Source organism: Enterococcus termitis, from assembly GCF_001730305.1.
GTDB classification, from domain to species: domain Bacteria; phylum Bacillota; class Bacilli; order Lactobacillales; family Enterococcaceae; genus Enterococcus_L; species Enterococcus_L termitis.
In genome coordinates, this window is the sequence record NZ_MIJY01000002.1 from 1 (window position 1) to 13,266 (window position 13,266).

The 13,266-nt window shown below is 37.1% G+C and carries 13 protein-coding genes; 12 read left to right on the forward strand and 1 reads right to left on the reverse strand.

What is annotated here, in order from left to right; translation table 11 throughout:
• Positions 1-499: 499 nt before the first annotated feature.
• Positions 500-892, reverse strand: coding sequence for a VOC family protein (locus tag BCR25_RS03000; protein ID WP_069662139.1), 393 nt, complete (start codon positions 890-892; stop codon positions 500-502).
• A gap of 218 nt (positions 893-1,110) precedes the next feature.
• Between BCR25_RS03000 and BCR25_RS03005 the strand changes: the two genes are divergently transcribed.
• The 12 genes from BCR25_RS03005 to BCR25_RS03060 all read left to right on the forward strand — a co-directional run bounded on the left by BCR25_RS03005 (position 1,111) and on the right by BCR25_RS03060 (position 13,097).
• Complete coding sequence (locus BCR25_RS03005; protein ID WP_069662140.1) at positions 1,111-1,638, forward strand: YqeG family HAD IIIA-type phosphatase; 528 nt, start codon at positions 1,111-1,113, stop codon at positions 1,636-1,638.
• On the forward strand, positions 1,635-2,750 hold the full coding sequence (gene yqeH / locus BCR25_RS03010; RefSeq protein WP_069662141.1) for a ribosome biogenesis GTPase YqeH: 1,116 nt from the start codon (positions 1,635-1,637) through the stop codon (positions 2,748-2,750). Before BCR25_RS03005 ends, yqeH begins: the two co-directional genes overlap by 4 nt.
• 28 nt (positions 2,751-2,778) lie before the next feature.
• Positions 2,779-3,090, forward strand: coding sequence for a ribosome assembly RNA-binding protein YhbY (gene yhbY, locus BCR25_RS03015; RefSeq protein WP_069662142.1), 312 nt, complete (start codon positions 2,779-2,781; stop codon positions 3,088-3,090).
• Positions 3,091-3,108: 18 nt separating this feature from the next.
• Complete coding sequence (locus tag BCR25_RS03020) at positions 3,109-3,753, forward strand: nicotinate-nucleotide adenylyltransferase (protein WP_069662143.1); 645 nt, start codon at positions 3,109-3,111, stop codon at positions 3,751-3,753.
• Complete coding sequence (yqeK, locus tag BCR25_RS03025) at positions 3,743-4,348, forward strand: bis(5'-nucleosyl)-tetraphosphatase (symmetrical) YqeK (RefSeq protein ID WP_069662144.1); 606 nt, start codon at positions 3,743-3,745, stop codon at positions 4,346-4,348. The genes BCR25_RS03020 and yqeK overlap by 11 nt, the downstream gene beginning before the upstream one ends.
• A 7-nt stretch (positions 4,349-4,355) precedes the next feature.
• A complete protein-coding gene (gene rsfS, locus BCR25_RS03030) occupies positions 4,356-4,694 on the forward strand; it encodes a ribosome silencing factor (RefSeq protein WP_069662145.1) in 339 nt (112 codons plus the stop codon).
• Position 4,695: 1 nt separating this feature from the next.
• The gene (locus tag BCR25_RS03035; RefSeq protein ID WP_069662146.1) at positions 4,696-5,433 is read left to right on the forward strand and encodes a class I SAM-dependent DNA methyltransferase; all 738 of its coding nucleotides are present in this window, start codon (positions 4,696-4,698) and stop codon (positions 5,431-5,433) included.
• 90 nt (positions 5,434-5,523) lie between these two features.
• Positions 5,524-6,693: a nucleotidyltransferase gene (locus BCR25_RS03040; RefSeq protein WP_069662147.1), complete on the forward strand. Its 1,170-nt coding sequence runs from the start codon at positions 5,524-5,526 to the stop codon at positions 6,691-6,693.
• A gap of 102 nt (positions 6,694-6,795) precedes the next feature.
• On the forward strand, positions 6,796-7,515 hold the full coding sequence (locus BCR25_RS03045; protein WP_069662148.1) for a YebC/PmpR family DNA-binding transcriptional regulator: 720 nt from the start codon (positions 6,796-6,798) through the stop codon (positions 7,513-7,515).
• A gap of 992 nt (positions 7,516-8,507) precedes the next feature.
• Positions 8,508-10,808 carry a hypothetical protein gene (locus tag BCR25_RS03050; RefSeq protein ID WP_139124509.1) on the forward strand — a complete coding sequence of 767 codons (2,301 nt, stop codon included), beginning with the start codon at positions 8,508-8,510 and terminating at the stop codon, positions 10,806-10,808.
• Positions 10,809-10,868: 60 nt separating this feature from the next.
• A complete protein-coding gene (locus BCR25_RS03055; protein WP_069662149.1) occupies positions 10,869-11,609 on the forward strand; it encodes a WxL domain-containing protein in 741 nt (246 codons plus the stop codon).
• Positions 11,610-12,002: 393 nt separating this feature from the next.
• The gene (locus tag BCR25_RS03060; RefSeq protein WP_069662150.1) at positions 12,003-13,097 is read left to right on the forward strand and encodes a WxLIP family cell surface protein; all 1,095 of its coding nucleotides are present in this window, start codon (positions 12,003-12,005) and stop codon (positions 13,095-13,097) included.
• The last annotated feature ends 169 nt before the right edge of the window (positions 13,098-13,266 follow it).

Below are 13,266 nucleotides of genomic sequence, written 5' to 3' on the forward strand. Positions count from 1 at the left end.
AAAAAATCGGTTGTTGCGACCGTTCATTTATTAGTACGTATTATTTATCGGATGTTTTCCGATCAGTCCCGTTATAATGAACTTGGAGGAAGTTATTACAAAATAGAAAGAATACTCTAACGGATAGCTGTTAAAGTGTTCTAGACCAATTAGGGCTAACTACGCATTAAGTAGGAGGTAGCCTTTTTTTGTTTTTTTACCGTTTTAGTTTTCGTATAAGAAGGGATTGCTTCTGCTTCCACTGTTTATTCGGATTACAAGTGAGTGGGATATGACTCGAAGAGTTATGTCCCACTCACTTGTACTATCTTTAAAGAGTAAAAAAATAAATGTTTGTAAGTTTTTTGATTAATTAGCTTTATACATAGGTTCAAAAGTCTTGACTAATTTTATTTCAAATCCTAAGCATTTTTATACAAGTAAGTAAAAATTGTGAGCCTATCTTCTAGGATTAAGGATAAAATACTGTTTGTTTTATAAAGTGAGTACTTTTTTGATGCTATTCATTCATATAAACTTCTGAAATGGACCATATAAAGCCAAAAGGATCTTTGACGTTTGCGACTTTAAATTTATTAGGCACAACGGTGATCGGCATTTCTAATGTACACCCTGCAGCCAAGGTTGTATCAACAAGTTCTTCCACATTATCACAAATCAGTTGAATACAAAATGGAGTACCGTTTAAGGTTAAAGGAGATGGACCACCTAAAGGTTGCTCATCAGCTAAAGCAAATAGACTTGCACCAATACTGAAACGACCAGATTTTATTTTTTCGGACGTATTCAATTCAATTTTTTTTGCGTCAAATATTTTTTCATAAAAGTGCATAGCTTTCTCTGCATCAGGAACAAAAAGATTAATAGAAGCTTGCTTTATCGTAACACTCATTTGCAGTCCCTCGTTTCTTTCATTATAGAAAAAGTGTACCATATAAAACAAAAGCTGAATAAATTTAGTGCTTATTACTTGAATGGTATGATACTGAATTTATGATCAGCATTTATAGAAATTTTTAGGAAAATACAGTATAATACATATTGGAGGAGTGCTAGCTTAGTACTCCTTTCATTATGAAAAGATTCATCGTGAGGATGAGAGGAGTTACTATGTTTTCAAAATTTAAACCAACGTGGATGGTTGATGCAATTTATAAAATCACCCCTAACCAACTAAAAAAACTGGGTATCAAAGCTGTACTGACTGATTTAGACAATACATTGATTGCTTGGGATAATCCTGACGGGACTGAAGAATTACTGACGTGGATTTTAGAGATGAAAAATGCTGGGATTCCAGTGGTCGTTGTTTCGAATAATAAATCTAGTCGAATCAAGCGCGTGGTAGAGAAATTTGACCTAGCTTATGTTTCTAGAGCATTAAAGCCGTCGACTAGAGGATTTAGAGAAGCGGAAAAAATGCTTGGCTTGAAACCGGATGAGCTAGTGATGGTTGGAGATCAGATCATGACAGATATTCGCGGTGCTAATGCAGCGGGTATTAGAAACATTTTAGTCCGCCCAATCGTTGACACCGATGGCTGGAATACACGAATCAATCGTTTTTTTGAACGTAAGATAATGAAACATTTAGAGAAGAAGCATCCAGATATGGTATGGAAAGGCGGACTAGAATGAGTGAGAGTGAAGTAATTCACTGTATCGGCTGCGGTGCAGTCATCCAAACAGAACAGCCCAATGAATTAGGATATACACCAAATGCGGCACTTGAAAAAGGATTGGCAACTGGTGAAGTTTATTGTCAACGTTGTTTTCGTTTAAGACATTATAATGACATACAAGATGTCCATCTAACAGACGACGATTTTTTACGCTTGTTGAATGAATTAGGCCGTGAAGATGCATTGATCGTAAATGTGATCGATATTTTTGATTTTAACGGATCGTTGATTCCCGGATTACATCGTTTTATCGGAGATAATCCTGTGTTGATGGTGGGCAACAAAGTGGATATTTTGCCCAAGTCTTTAAAGAAACCAAAAATGATTCAATGGATGAAAGAGCGGGCCCATGAAGAAGGTTTACGCCCAGTCGATGTTTTATTGACCAGTGCCAAGAAGCCGCAGGAAATGGAAGAGCTGCTTGAAATGATCGAAAAATATCGAGAAGGCAGAGATGTATATGTTGTTGGTGTGACAAATGTTGGAAAATCAACATTGATCAATCAAATCATCAAGCAAACAGCTGGGGTGAAAGATGTGATTACAACGTCACAATTTCCAGGTACAACATTGGATAAGATTGAAATTCCGCTTGATGATGGTCATTTTTTAATTGATACACCGGGAATCATCCATCGTCATCAAATGGCTCATTATTTAGGAAAGAAAGATTTAAAATTGATTGCACCTCAAAAAGAAATAAAGCCTAAGGTTTATCAGTTGAATTCAGAGCAGACATTATTTTTAGGCGGATTGGCACGGTTTGATTTTGTTCAAGGCGAGCGCAGTTCATTTATTGCGTATGTCTCAAATGATTTGTCGATCCATCGAACGAAGCTGGAAAAAGCAACAGCATTTTATGAAAAGCATGTAGGTGGCTTATTACAACCACCGCGTCCAGATGAAGTAGCAGAATTTCCAGAGTTGGTTCGCTTTGAGTTTTCAATCAAAGAAAAAACAGATATTGTTTTTGCTGGTCTGGGCTGGATCACTGTAACAGAGCCTTGTGTAGTCGCAGGTTGGGCACCGAAAGGCGTCGATGTTTTAAGAAGAAAGGCATTGATTTAAAAACGAGGAATAGAGAGAAGGAAAATGAGTGGAATTAAGAGGAAAACAAAAACGCTATTTACGTAGTCAAGCACATCATTTACAGCCAATTTTTCAAATTGGTAAAGGCGGTCTAAATTCTGCAATGGTTGTACAGATCAATGAAGCATTGGAAAAACGTGAATTGATCAAAGTAACCTTGTTACAGAATACAGATGAAATTGCTGAAGAAGTAGCGGAAGCATTGAAAGCAGATATTCACTGTGAGATCGTTCAGATCATTGGTCGTGTCTTGGTTTTATTTAAACCATCATCAAAAGAAAAATACCAAAAAATCTCTAAAGAAGTTAAAGCAATTTAAACCTTGGAGGGAAGCAAAATGGGGACAAGTAGGAATGCTGCGTTAAAAGCACAAGTGATTGTTGAAGAAGCCAAGCTGTTTCAAAAACGGAAACAGGTAGGAATTTTAGGTGGCAACTTTAATCCGGTTCATCTAGCACATTTAGTGATGGCTGATCAGGTACAACAACAGCTTGGATTAGACAAAGTGTACTTGATGCCGACGTATTTACCGCCTCATATAGATGAAAAAAAGACGATTGCTAGTGAGCATCGTCTCAATATGTTGGAATTAGCGATTGAGGACAATCAGAATTTAGCTATTGAACCGATCGAGTTACTTCGCAAAGGTAAAAGCTATACATACGATACGATGAAGGCCTTGACCCAAAATAACCCTGATACAGATTATTATTTTATCATTGGCGGAGACATGGTAGAATATTTACCAAAGTGGTATAAAGTCGATGAGTTGCTTACCTTAACAAATTTTGTGGGGATTCGCCGTCCGAATTATGCGACGATCACTCCCTATCCGATTATTTGGGTCGATGTACCGCAAATGGATATTAGTTCGACGCTGATTCGTGAAAAAATTAAAAATGGCTGTTCCACCCGTTACTTACTTCCTGATAGTGTGATACACTATATAGAAGAAAAGAGGCTGTATGTCAATGAATTTTAGTGGCGCGTATACAACACTTAAACGTGAAGAACTGATGCAGGAAGTTCAGATGCATATGAGTGAACGCCGTTTTGTACACGTATTGGGCGTGGAGGAAACTGCTATTGCTTTAGCAGCTAAGTATGGCGCTTCAGAGGAAAAAGCGAGCATCGCAGCTTTAACTCATGACTATGCTAAAGAACGACCAAATGAAGAATTCGAATTGATCATCAAACGAGATGGTTATGATCCAGAACTTTTGAAATATGGAAATGCGATTTGGCATGGCTTGGTCGGCGCCAGCATGGTAGAGCGGGAGCTTGGTATTGAAGATGAAGAGATTCTTCAAGCGATTCGCTTGCATACAACCGGTGCGGCAGAAATGAGTTTGTTGGATAAAATTATTTACGTTGCAGATTATATTGAACCAGGTAGAAATTTTCCTGGTGTAGATGAAGCCAGAAAAATTGCGCTGCGAGACTTAGATGAAGCTGTTGCTTTTGAAACCAAGCATACGTTAGTGTATTTAATTGAACAAGAACAAAAAATATATCCCAAGACTATTGAAACATATAATTATTGGGTAAGTAAGAAAAGAGGAAAAGATCATAGATAGTCAACAGATTTTAGAAATCGCTGTAAAAGCAGCTGATTCAAAACGTGCAGAGGAAATTGTCGCTTTAGATGTGCATGAGATATCACTTTTGGCCGATTATTTCATGATTTGCCAAGCAACAAGTGAACGCCAAATCAATGCCATCGTAGAAGAAATTATTGAAAAAGAAGAAGAAGCACAAGTCGAAGTGAAGCGAGTTGAAGGAAAAGACGGCGGAAAATGGGTATTGATCGATTTAGGTGAGATCATTGTTCATGTATTCCAATCATCAGAACGTGCTTTTTATAATCTAGAAAAACTTTGGTCAGATGCACCAATGGTCGATCTTCACGCTTGGGTCGAGTAATATGACATACGAAACATTTGCTTTTGTATATGACGAAGTAATGGACGATAGCTTATATGATGAATGGCTGGCTTTTTCGAAGCGTCATTTACCCGAAGGGAAAAAAGAAGTTTTGGAAATGGCTTGCGGTACAGGTGCTTTGGCAGTGAATTTTGCCAAAGCTGGTTTTAATGTAACTGCACTAGATTTATCCGAAGAAATGTTGATGATGGCGAGCAAGCGTGCAGCTGAGGAAGAAGTCCAAGTTCAGTTTGTTCAAGGAAATATGCTTGATCTATCTGAAATGGGTCAGTATGAGGCTGTTACGTGTTTCTCCGATTCTTTGTGCTATATGTCAAATCGTCAAGAAGTCCAACAGGTCTTTGACGATGTTTATCAAGCGTTGGAAGATGAGGGTGTTTTTATCTTTGATGTGCACTCAGTTCATCAAGTAGATCGAGTATTTCCAGAGTATAGCTATCATTATCAAACAGAAGAATTTGCTTTTTTATGGGATAGTTATCCTGGGGAAAAAGAACATAGTATTGAACATTTTCTGACATTTTTTGTAAAAGAACATGAGAATGATGATGTATTTATCCGTCAAGATGAATTGCACCAAGAGCGAACGTATTCAATGGATAATTATTTGATGATGCTTGAAAGTGCGGGTTTTATGAATGTCGAGGTTTACGCTGATTTTACAGATGAGGCACCGACAGAGGAAAGTAAACGTTGGTTTTTTGTCTGTCAGAAATAGTAAATGTTCAAGTGATAAAAGTGAGTAGAGTAAAGCGTATCAGCTTTTGCCCTACTCTTTTTTAAATAAGGTAGACAAAGGAGAAGACAGATGAAAAGCTGCGGCATTATTGTTGAATATAATCCGTTTCATAATGGTCATTATTACCATGCAAAAATGGCTCGAGAGTTAAGTGGAGCTGATATAGTAATTGCTGTCATGAGTGGAAATTTCTTACAACGAGGAGAACCTGCAATCATCGATAAATGGACGAGAGCAAAAGAAGCGTTGGCTCATGGTGTTGATTTAGTGATTGAGTTGCCGTTTGCTTATGCTGTACAATCAGCAGATTATTTTGCGAAAGGTGGAGTCAAATTACTCCAAGCACTTGAATGTGAAGCATTATGCTTTGGTACGGATAGTCAAAACGAGATGGATTATCAAGCATTTGGTTCATTTGTCAGTAAGCATCAAGAAGACATCGATCAACGCTACCAGCAGATTAAAAATAATGGAATGAGCTATCCACAGCAAATGACAGAAGTTTTTCGCCAGCTGTATCCCCAATCAGGATTGGATTTTTCTACACCAAATCATATCTTAGGAATGAGCTATGCAAAAGAGAATGCACTATATGCTCAGCCAATGAAGCTATATCCATTGAAAAGAGAACAGGCGGGCTACCACGATTTGACGATCCATCAAGAATTTGCCAGTGCAACGGCGATTAGAAAAGCTGTTTTTGCGAATGAGTTAGATCAGATCCGCCAAGTGTTACCAGAGCAAGTGAGACTAGATTTAGAAGCGTCTTCTAACGTTTCATGGGAGGATTACTGGTCTTTATTAAAATATAAATTGATCAGCAACTCAATCAATGAGCTTCAGAGCATTTATCAAATGAAAGAGGGGATCGAATACCGTTTGCAAGAAGCAGCTAAAACGTCGGATTCTTTTTCCACATTTATCAAACAAGCTAAAACAAAGCGCTATACATGGACGCGTCTTCAACGTCTATCGACTTATATTTTAAATAACGTAAAGCAAGCAGAAATTGAGCAGGTTTGGCAGCATAGTTATTTGCAAGTCTTAGGTTTTACTGAACAAGGACAACGCTTCTTAAAAGAAAAGAAAAAGACCAGCCAATTACCTTTGCTGACAAAAATATCTAGAGATTCTGGAGAGCAGATGAGCTTAGCGATTCGCAGCGATCAGATTTATAGATTAGGAAATTCTAACATTTCAGAACAAAATTTTGGACGTATCCCAATTCGTTTGTCATAAAAGCAAAAAACACTTAACAAAAGTTCGTTTGACAAGTATAATAAGAAAGGCACGACAATCATACAACTAAAAAACTATAATGAATGAAAGCGAAGTGAGAATATGGGTCGTAAGTGGGCAAATATTAAAGAGAAAAAAGCTGCCAAAGACGCGAATAATAGCCGAGTTTATGCAAAATTCGGAATTGAAATATACGTAGCAGCGAAATCGGGTGATCCTGACCCACAAGCAAACCAAAAATTACGGTTTGTTATCGAGCGCGCAAAAACATATAATGTACCGAAACATATCATTGATCGAGCAATTGAAAAAGCGAAAGGTTCAGGAGACGAGCAGTATTCTGAATTACGCTATGAAGGTTTTGGGCCAAATGGTTCAATGGTGATCGTTGATGCATTAACAAACAACGTGAATCGTACAGCTTCTGATGTACGTGCTGCCTTTGGTAAAAATGGCGGGAACATGGGTGTCAGTGGAGCAGTTGCTTATATGTTCGATCATACTGGTGTTATCGGCTTTGCTGGTGATGATGCAGATGATATTCTTGAGTATTTGATGGAAAAAGACATTGACGTAAGAGATGTCATGGAAGAAGAAGGCCAAATCATTGTTTATACTGAACCAGAAGATTTCCATACTGTACAAGAAGCCCTAAAAGAAAAAGGGATTGAGGATTTCTCTGTGTCAGAATTAGAAATGATCGCTCAAAATGATGTTGAACTATCAGGTGAAGACTTAGAGAAATTTGAAAAAATGATCGATGTTTTAGAAGACCTTGATGACGTTCAAAAGGTGTATCATAACGTTGATTTAGGCGAATAAAGTAAAAAAATAGGATGAATGTTAGCAAAATAATGCTAACATTCATCCTATTTTTGTATCTTTGGTATTAAATACTGTTACTTTATATAGTGTACTAAATTTCAGTGTATGATTGATTCAGAGTGAGGAATACAAACTGATTTTTAAGTTTTATCCTACACTTTTTTTGTATTGTCCTTTTATTCACAGATAAATTTATTTAACTTTTGAAGGAAAGCTCATCTTTAAATACATGAACAGATGGACGAATTTTTTTCTCTTAAAGTCTTTGATAAAGTAGCTGATCATCAGCCTGCTGATGATCCTAAATAATTCAATAATAGATCTTTTTCTTATTCTCCTCTTCTGTATACCCAACCGATATATTAAAAAAATAAATATCTTTTTATTTATCATAGAATTATAGGTCTTATTTGTTGCCGTGTGTAAAATAGGATAATTTATAAGAAAAGTGAGCGAAAATGGTGGCTAAAAGATAAAAATAGAGAAATCAAAATAAACGCAAAAAAACCTTCATACACACACTATATGAAGGGAAACACAATATGAAAAAACTAAGAACAAATGTATATTACCATTTTTTTTTCAATTTCTCAAATATTTAGCTTTTTATCGAAATTTTTGAGAAAATCGGCGAGCCGAAGTAAACTTTAATGTATTGCTTGTTTTTCGTTATTTTATTTAGACAAAAGAAAAATGATTAGAAAAAAGATAGAAATTAAATAACGGTCTATTTATTATAAGTTACGATTTCATAAAAGGATTATTCTTTAAAAAATAATAATTGAATAGAGTGAAAATGAAAAAAGATAGGCTGATTAAAAAATGAAGTGTTATTAATAGTATTTATTTGAGTTTTTTCATTTCAAATATTTTACTTTATTGATTTATCAGTATAGAATCAATTCAAAACTTATTGTTTAAATGTTTTTTTAGAAATATATAGATAATACTTTGCTTGTTTTGATTATATTCTTGAGGAGGAGAAGAAGTTGAAAAATGCTGGGGCTGTTTTCCTTTTAGCTGTTTTAACATTATTGTTTGTTGGCTATCCATCTAATCCTGTTTATGCAAAAGAGGTCGAAACAACTTCCTCAATCGAAACGCCCACTATTGAAGAATCTGTGGATAATACGATAGAATTTTCTGCCGAATCGACAAGTGAAGAAGAAATCGATCATCAAGATTTAACTGAACAGGCTCAAGAATCAGAACCTGTTGAGATCAACCCTGTGATGACGCCGGATCCTAGAACTGTTTCTATTGGTAATAGTACACTTAAACCATCTATTAGCAGCGGCTCATATGGTCAAGATATTATAACGATCGCTTATGATTACAGTATTACCGTTCTAGGCTTAGCGATCAATGACAAACCGATCATTGCTATACAGTTACCCTCGGAAATAGCCAATCAATTAAATAATGATCCTCTCAAGCAACAAGATTTTTTAGCACTGCTCACAGGTACGGTTAGTTATCCAGGAACTTCCAGTCAAGATCTGCACAGTGCAACAAATAGCGTCAGTTTATCGTACAGCAGCGCGTATAATTCTGTCTATATCACATTTCCAACTAGTTCTTTAATTTTACTGCTGGGAACAAAATGGTCAGTCTCACTATCGTTTGATGTCGGAGCAATGTATAAGCGGGGAATTTCGATTCCGACAGCCGCAAATGGAACCACCTATCCCATTAGAGGAACATTTACAGATGTAGGGAGTGGTCTAGGGGCAATCAGCATAATTATCGGCAACAATACAAGAACTGGAACAATCAATAAAAACCAGCTGGGACTGGGAACATATCCAGTTCCTCGTGTGACTCCAGCCATGGTAAACAGTTTGTCTCATCTTCAAACAAATGTGACAGGAAATATTCAGCAAGTACAAGACAGTGGATATACTTATACTGTTCAGTTGACAATCAACCATACAGATGGAACGACGACACCCATCATAGTCAATAATATCCCCGTAGACAGCTCAGGCAATTTCAATGTGACGTTGACTTCTGCAGTGGAATATGGTGACACCTTATTTTCAATCGTCACGGCCAAATCAAAATCAAATACCGATTATATTCAAAGCGTTGCGTCTGGACTTCAATCGGTACGTTGGACGGTCAATCCTGTGAGCGCTATCAGCGTGCTTGGGGGAGAAACGCAATTGTCTGGAAATTCAGTTCAGACCGATAGAGGCGTCTATCAAGCAAAACTGCAAATAAACAACGGCACAACGTATACAACTACTTTAAATGATAATGGTACTTTTCTGTTTTCAGGATTACCAGTATTTCAAGGGGGAGAGTCAGTTAGAGTTTGGATCCAAGGAATAAGTACACGAACAGGTTCTCCGCTTTTAGTAAGTACTGATTTCATACGAACTGTTTCCTATCCTATTCCTCAAATATCAATCACGCAAACAGTTGAACGTAAAAATGCACAAGGAAATTGGGAAATCGCGCCTTCTGTCGTTACTGGTCAAGCAGTTCGTTATACGTTGAAGACAACGTTGATCAATCAACCAGCTGCTTGGACAAATCAGCAACTTAAATCCTCTATACCTAAAGGGGTGACACAGCTTAGTGCTGCTTCACTAACAAAAACCTCAGCAGCGGGCCTTAGTGTTCCTATAATAGGAGTCCAGCTTTTGACTGATACGAATTTAAACACGCAATATTGGTATTACCAGAATACGCTTGCTGCCAATAATTTTGTAGAAGCAAATACCAGCTTTACGCTCCAATATACCGGAGTCGTAGCAGATGATATGGCAGATCAACCATTGGCGTTTATAGATACCATCAATGGGAATGACGGTGGAGGTGCAGCCATTTCTACACAAAATCGCACAACGACTCTTCCTGTCAAAAGTGGGTTGCTGCGCTTTGTTCAATCGCCTACTCAGATCTCATTTACCAAAATACCTGTACCCAGCAAAAGTACAACTTACAGCCCGACCAATGTAAATTCACCGCTGGTCATTGCAGATGGGCGAGTAACAAAAAGCCAATGGCATTTACTGCTGAGGGAAAGTCAAGCGATGCACTCGACTACAACGAATAAAACAGTGAATCAGGCCTTCACTTATCGAAAAAATGGCGTAGACTATCCAATCACTGCACTAGCATCGCAAGTATATGCCTATACTGCAACAGATGAGAATAATGTAGAAATTACCTGGAATCAGCAAAACGGTTTATTTTTAAAAATCGGCCCGGATACAAATATTAATGTAAACGAGTCGTATACAGCTGAGCTACAGTGGATATTATCTGATACACCGCTTTAATGTTGATTTAGCTTCGTTATTAAGAAGTTAAAATAAAAAAATGGAAAGAAGGAAGTAAAAATGAAAAAGGTATTTTTTATTTCAAGTGTTCTTGCTGTTGCGGTTATTCCTACTATTTTTTTAAGCGGAACAGCTGTTGAGGCAGCACAAGCTGGTACAATCAAGTCAAATGCAGATATTACTTTTAGTTTAGACAATTCGATCACATCCCCAGTTAATCCAACAGATCCGTCACAACCTGTTACACCTAATCCTGATGATCCTCATCAACCAGGAACTGCTGGACCGCTAAGTATCGACTATGTGTCAAATATTCATTTTGGTACACAACAAATCAAACCAGGCAGTGCTACGTATTACGCCCAGTTAGATCAAGTGAAAAATAGTGGGGGGAATTTGATTAGTGTGCCAAACTATGCACAAGTGACAGATAAACGTGGGTTAAATTTAGGCTGGAAATTATCAGTGAAACAAGATGGACAATTTGCAACGAGTGATTCTACACCAGCCGTTTTAGAAAATGCTACATTGAGTTTTTTACCGGCAATCCCTAATTCGACTCAATTACTTTCTTTAGCACCTGTTTCATTGCCTGTGACATTAGACCCAGTTGGTGATGCTACATCTAGAGTTGCAACAGCGGCTTTGTCAACAGGGATGGGTACATGGACACTAGCTTTTGGTACCGGTCCGACAGCTGCACAAGGAGTGCAATTAACAGTACCGACTGCAACGAAAAAAGTAGCATCAAGTCAATATAAAACCACACTAACGTGGATTTTGGACGATACACCGTTATAAAATATGAACACTGCTGGGATAGAAACGTTTGTCTCACGAGCTAAGTTCTTTAATGCTAGATGAAAAAGATCAGGAAATTCAAAATAGTGTCTAGTAACTACTGCTCTATATTGGCTCATTTTTAACGGTTTTTCATGGGAATAAGAAGAAGGTCACCAGCAAAAAGAAATGGCACTGTTTTCTTTTGCTGGTGAATGATTCTAAATAAGTAGTGATAATTTTCGAAGCGTATGGTTCTTGCTAATTGATAATAACAATTACAACGTACATCTAGGTAGGGTTCTATCATCAGCAAGTATCATATTCTAGATGACCAGGTTGTAACTCGTAGAGGTATGATCTAGTTATTTTTCGGTTACATAAAATATAGTTAGTTTAAAAGGAGTTTTCATAATGGGTCAGCGTGGCGTAAAAAGAGGTTTTGCCTTTATTCTATTTTTATTTTTTGTAGTGAGTGGTTCTAAGGTGTATGCTAATGAAATGGATTTTTCGGTAAAAGCTATTTTACCTGAAAATCAGCGTAGTCAAGATGTTAGTTATTTTGATTTAAGAATGACAGCAGGACAAAAACAAACGCTCAATGTTGAGCTGACAAATGATACGGATCAGGATATTACAATCATAGCATCAGCAAATTCAGCAATAACCAATGATAATGGGATTGCAGATTATTCTCATAAAAAAACAAAAAAAGATCCTTCTGCAGAGGTAACTTTCAGTGAAATAGCACAATTACCAGAAGAGATTGTACTGCCAAAAAAATCCAAACAGACTGTGGCATGTGTCATTACAATGCCGGAAAAAGCGTTTGATGGGTACGTTTTGGGCGGTTTGTATTTTGAACAAAAAAAAGAGGAAGCAGAGGAAACAGATAAAAACGAAAGTGTGGCTATTGGGAATCGATTTTCTTATGTCGTAGGTGTTTTACTTAGCGAAACGGATCAGGAAGTAAAACCAGAGCTGGCCTTGAACAAAGTGGAAGCCAGTCAATTCAACGGCAATAATAATGTAACGATGAATATTCAAAATAAACAGCCCGCAATGATTAAAACCTTGCAAATAGATGCAAAACTTTATTACGAAGATGAAACAAAACCACGCTATGAGAATCATCAAGAAGCGTTAACGATGGCGCCAAATACTAACTTTAATTATCGGATTGATCTGAAAGAACAGCCGTTTGTTGCAGGTGATTATACGGTGAAGATCAATGCGAATGACGGCTATAAAGATTGGGCTTGGGAGCGGAAATTTACCATTAAAGAAAAAGAAGCCAAGAAGTATAACGCAACAGCTGTAAACTTACCTCCGGAACAGAAAAAAAACGTTCCATGGGCAGCTGTGATTGGAATTGGTGCAGGGATACTTGTTATCGTTGCGGGAATTATCTACTATTTTAAAAAGAAAATGAAAAGCCAACAACAAGCACAGCAGGAAAAATATGATACGTTGAAAAAAAGTATCGATCAAGCAACGAAAAAAAATTAACGATTGTTAATTAAATAAAGGAATAAAAATCACATTTTCTTCAATATTCAGCAGTAATATAAACATATACTAACGAAACAACCCTTACAACTAACTTTTTCATTTTTAACTCCTTGCCCGCCTTCCCCCAAAGGGCGGGTTATTCTTTTTAATTGCAGCCTGTCTTGAA

What these genes read in the sequence shown, in the direction of transcription:
- BCR25_RS03000 (WP_069662139.1), bottom strand. Translation starts at nt 892, where the DNA reads ATGAGTGTTACGATAAAGCAAGCTTCTATTAATCTTTTTGTTCCTGAT.
- BCR25_RS03005 (WP_069662140.1), top strand. Translation starts at nt 1,111, where the DNA reads ATGTTTTCAAAATTTAAACCAACGTGGATGGTTGATGCAATTTATAAA.
- yqeH (WP_069662141.1), top strand. Translation starts at nt 1,635, where the DNA reads ATGAGTGAGAGTGAAGTAATTCACTGTATCGGCTGCGGTGCAGTCATC.
- BCR25_RS03020 (WP_069662143.1), top strand. Translation starts at nt 3,109, where the DNA reads ATGGGGACAAGTAGGAATGCTGCGTTAAAAGCACAAGTGATTGTTGAA.
- yqeK (WP_069662144.1), top strand. Translation starts at nt 3,743, where the DNA reads ATGAATTTTAGTGGCGCGTATACAACACTTAAACGTGAAGAACTGATG.
- BCR25_RS03035 (WP_069662146.1), top strand. Translation starts at nt 4,696, where the DNA reads ATGACATACGAAACATTTGCTTTTGTATATGACGAAGTAATGGACGAT.
- BCR25_RS03040 (WP_069662147.1), top strand. Translation starts at nt 5,524, where the DNA reads ATGAAAAGCTGCGGCATTATTGTTGAATATAATCCGTTTCATAATGGT.
- BCR25_RS03045 (WP_069662148.1), top strand. Translation starts at nt 6,796, where the DNA reads ATGGGTCGTAAGTGGGCAAATATTAAAGAGAAAAAAGCTGCCAAAGAC.
- BCR25_RS03055 (WP_069662149.1), top strand. Translation starts at nt 10,869, where the DNA reads ATGAAAAAGGTATTTTTTATTTCAAGTGTTCTTGCTGTTGCGGTTATT.
- BCR25_RS03060 (WP_069662150.1), top strand. Translation starts at nt 12,003, where the DNA reads ATGGGTCAGCGTGGCGTAAAAAGAGGTTTTGCCTTTATTCTATTTTTA.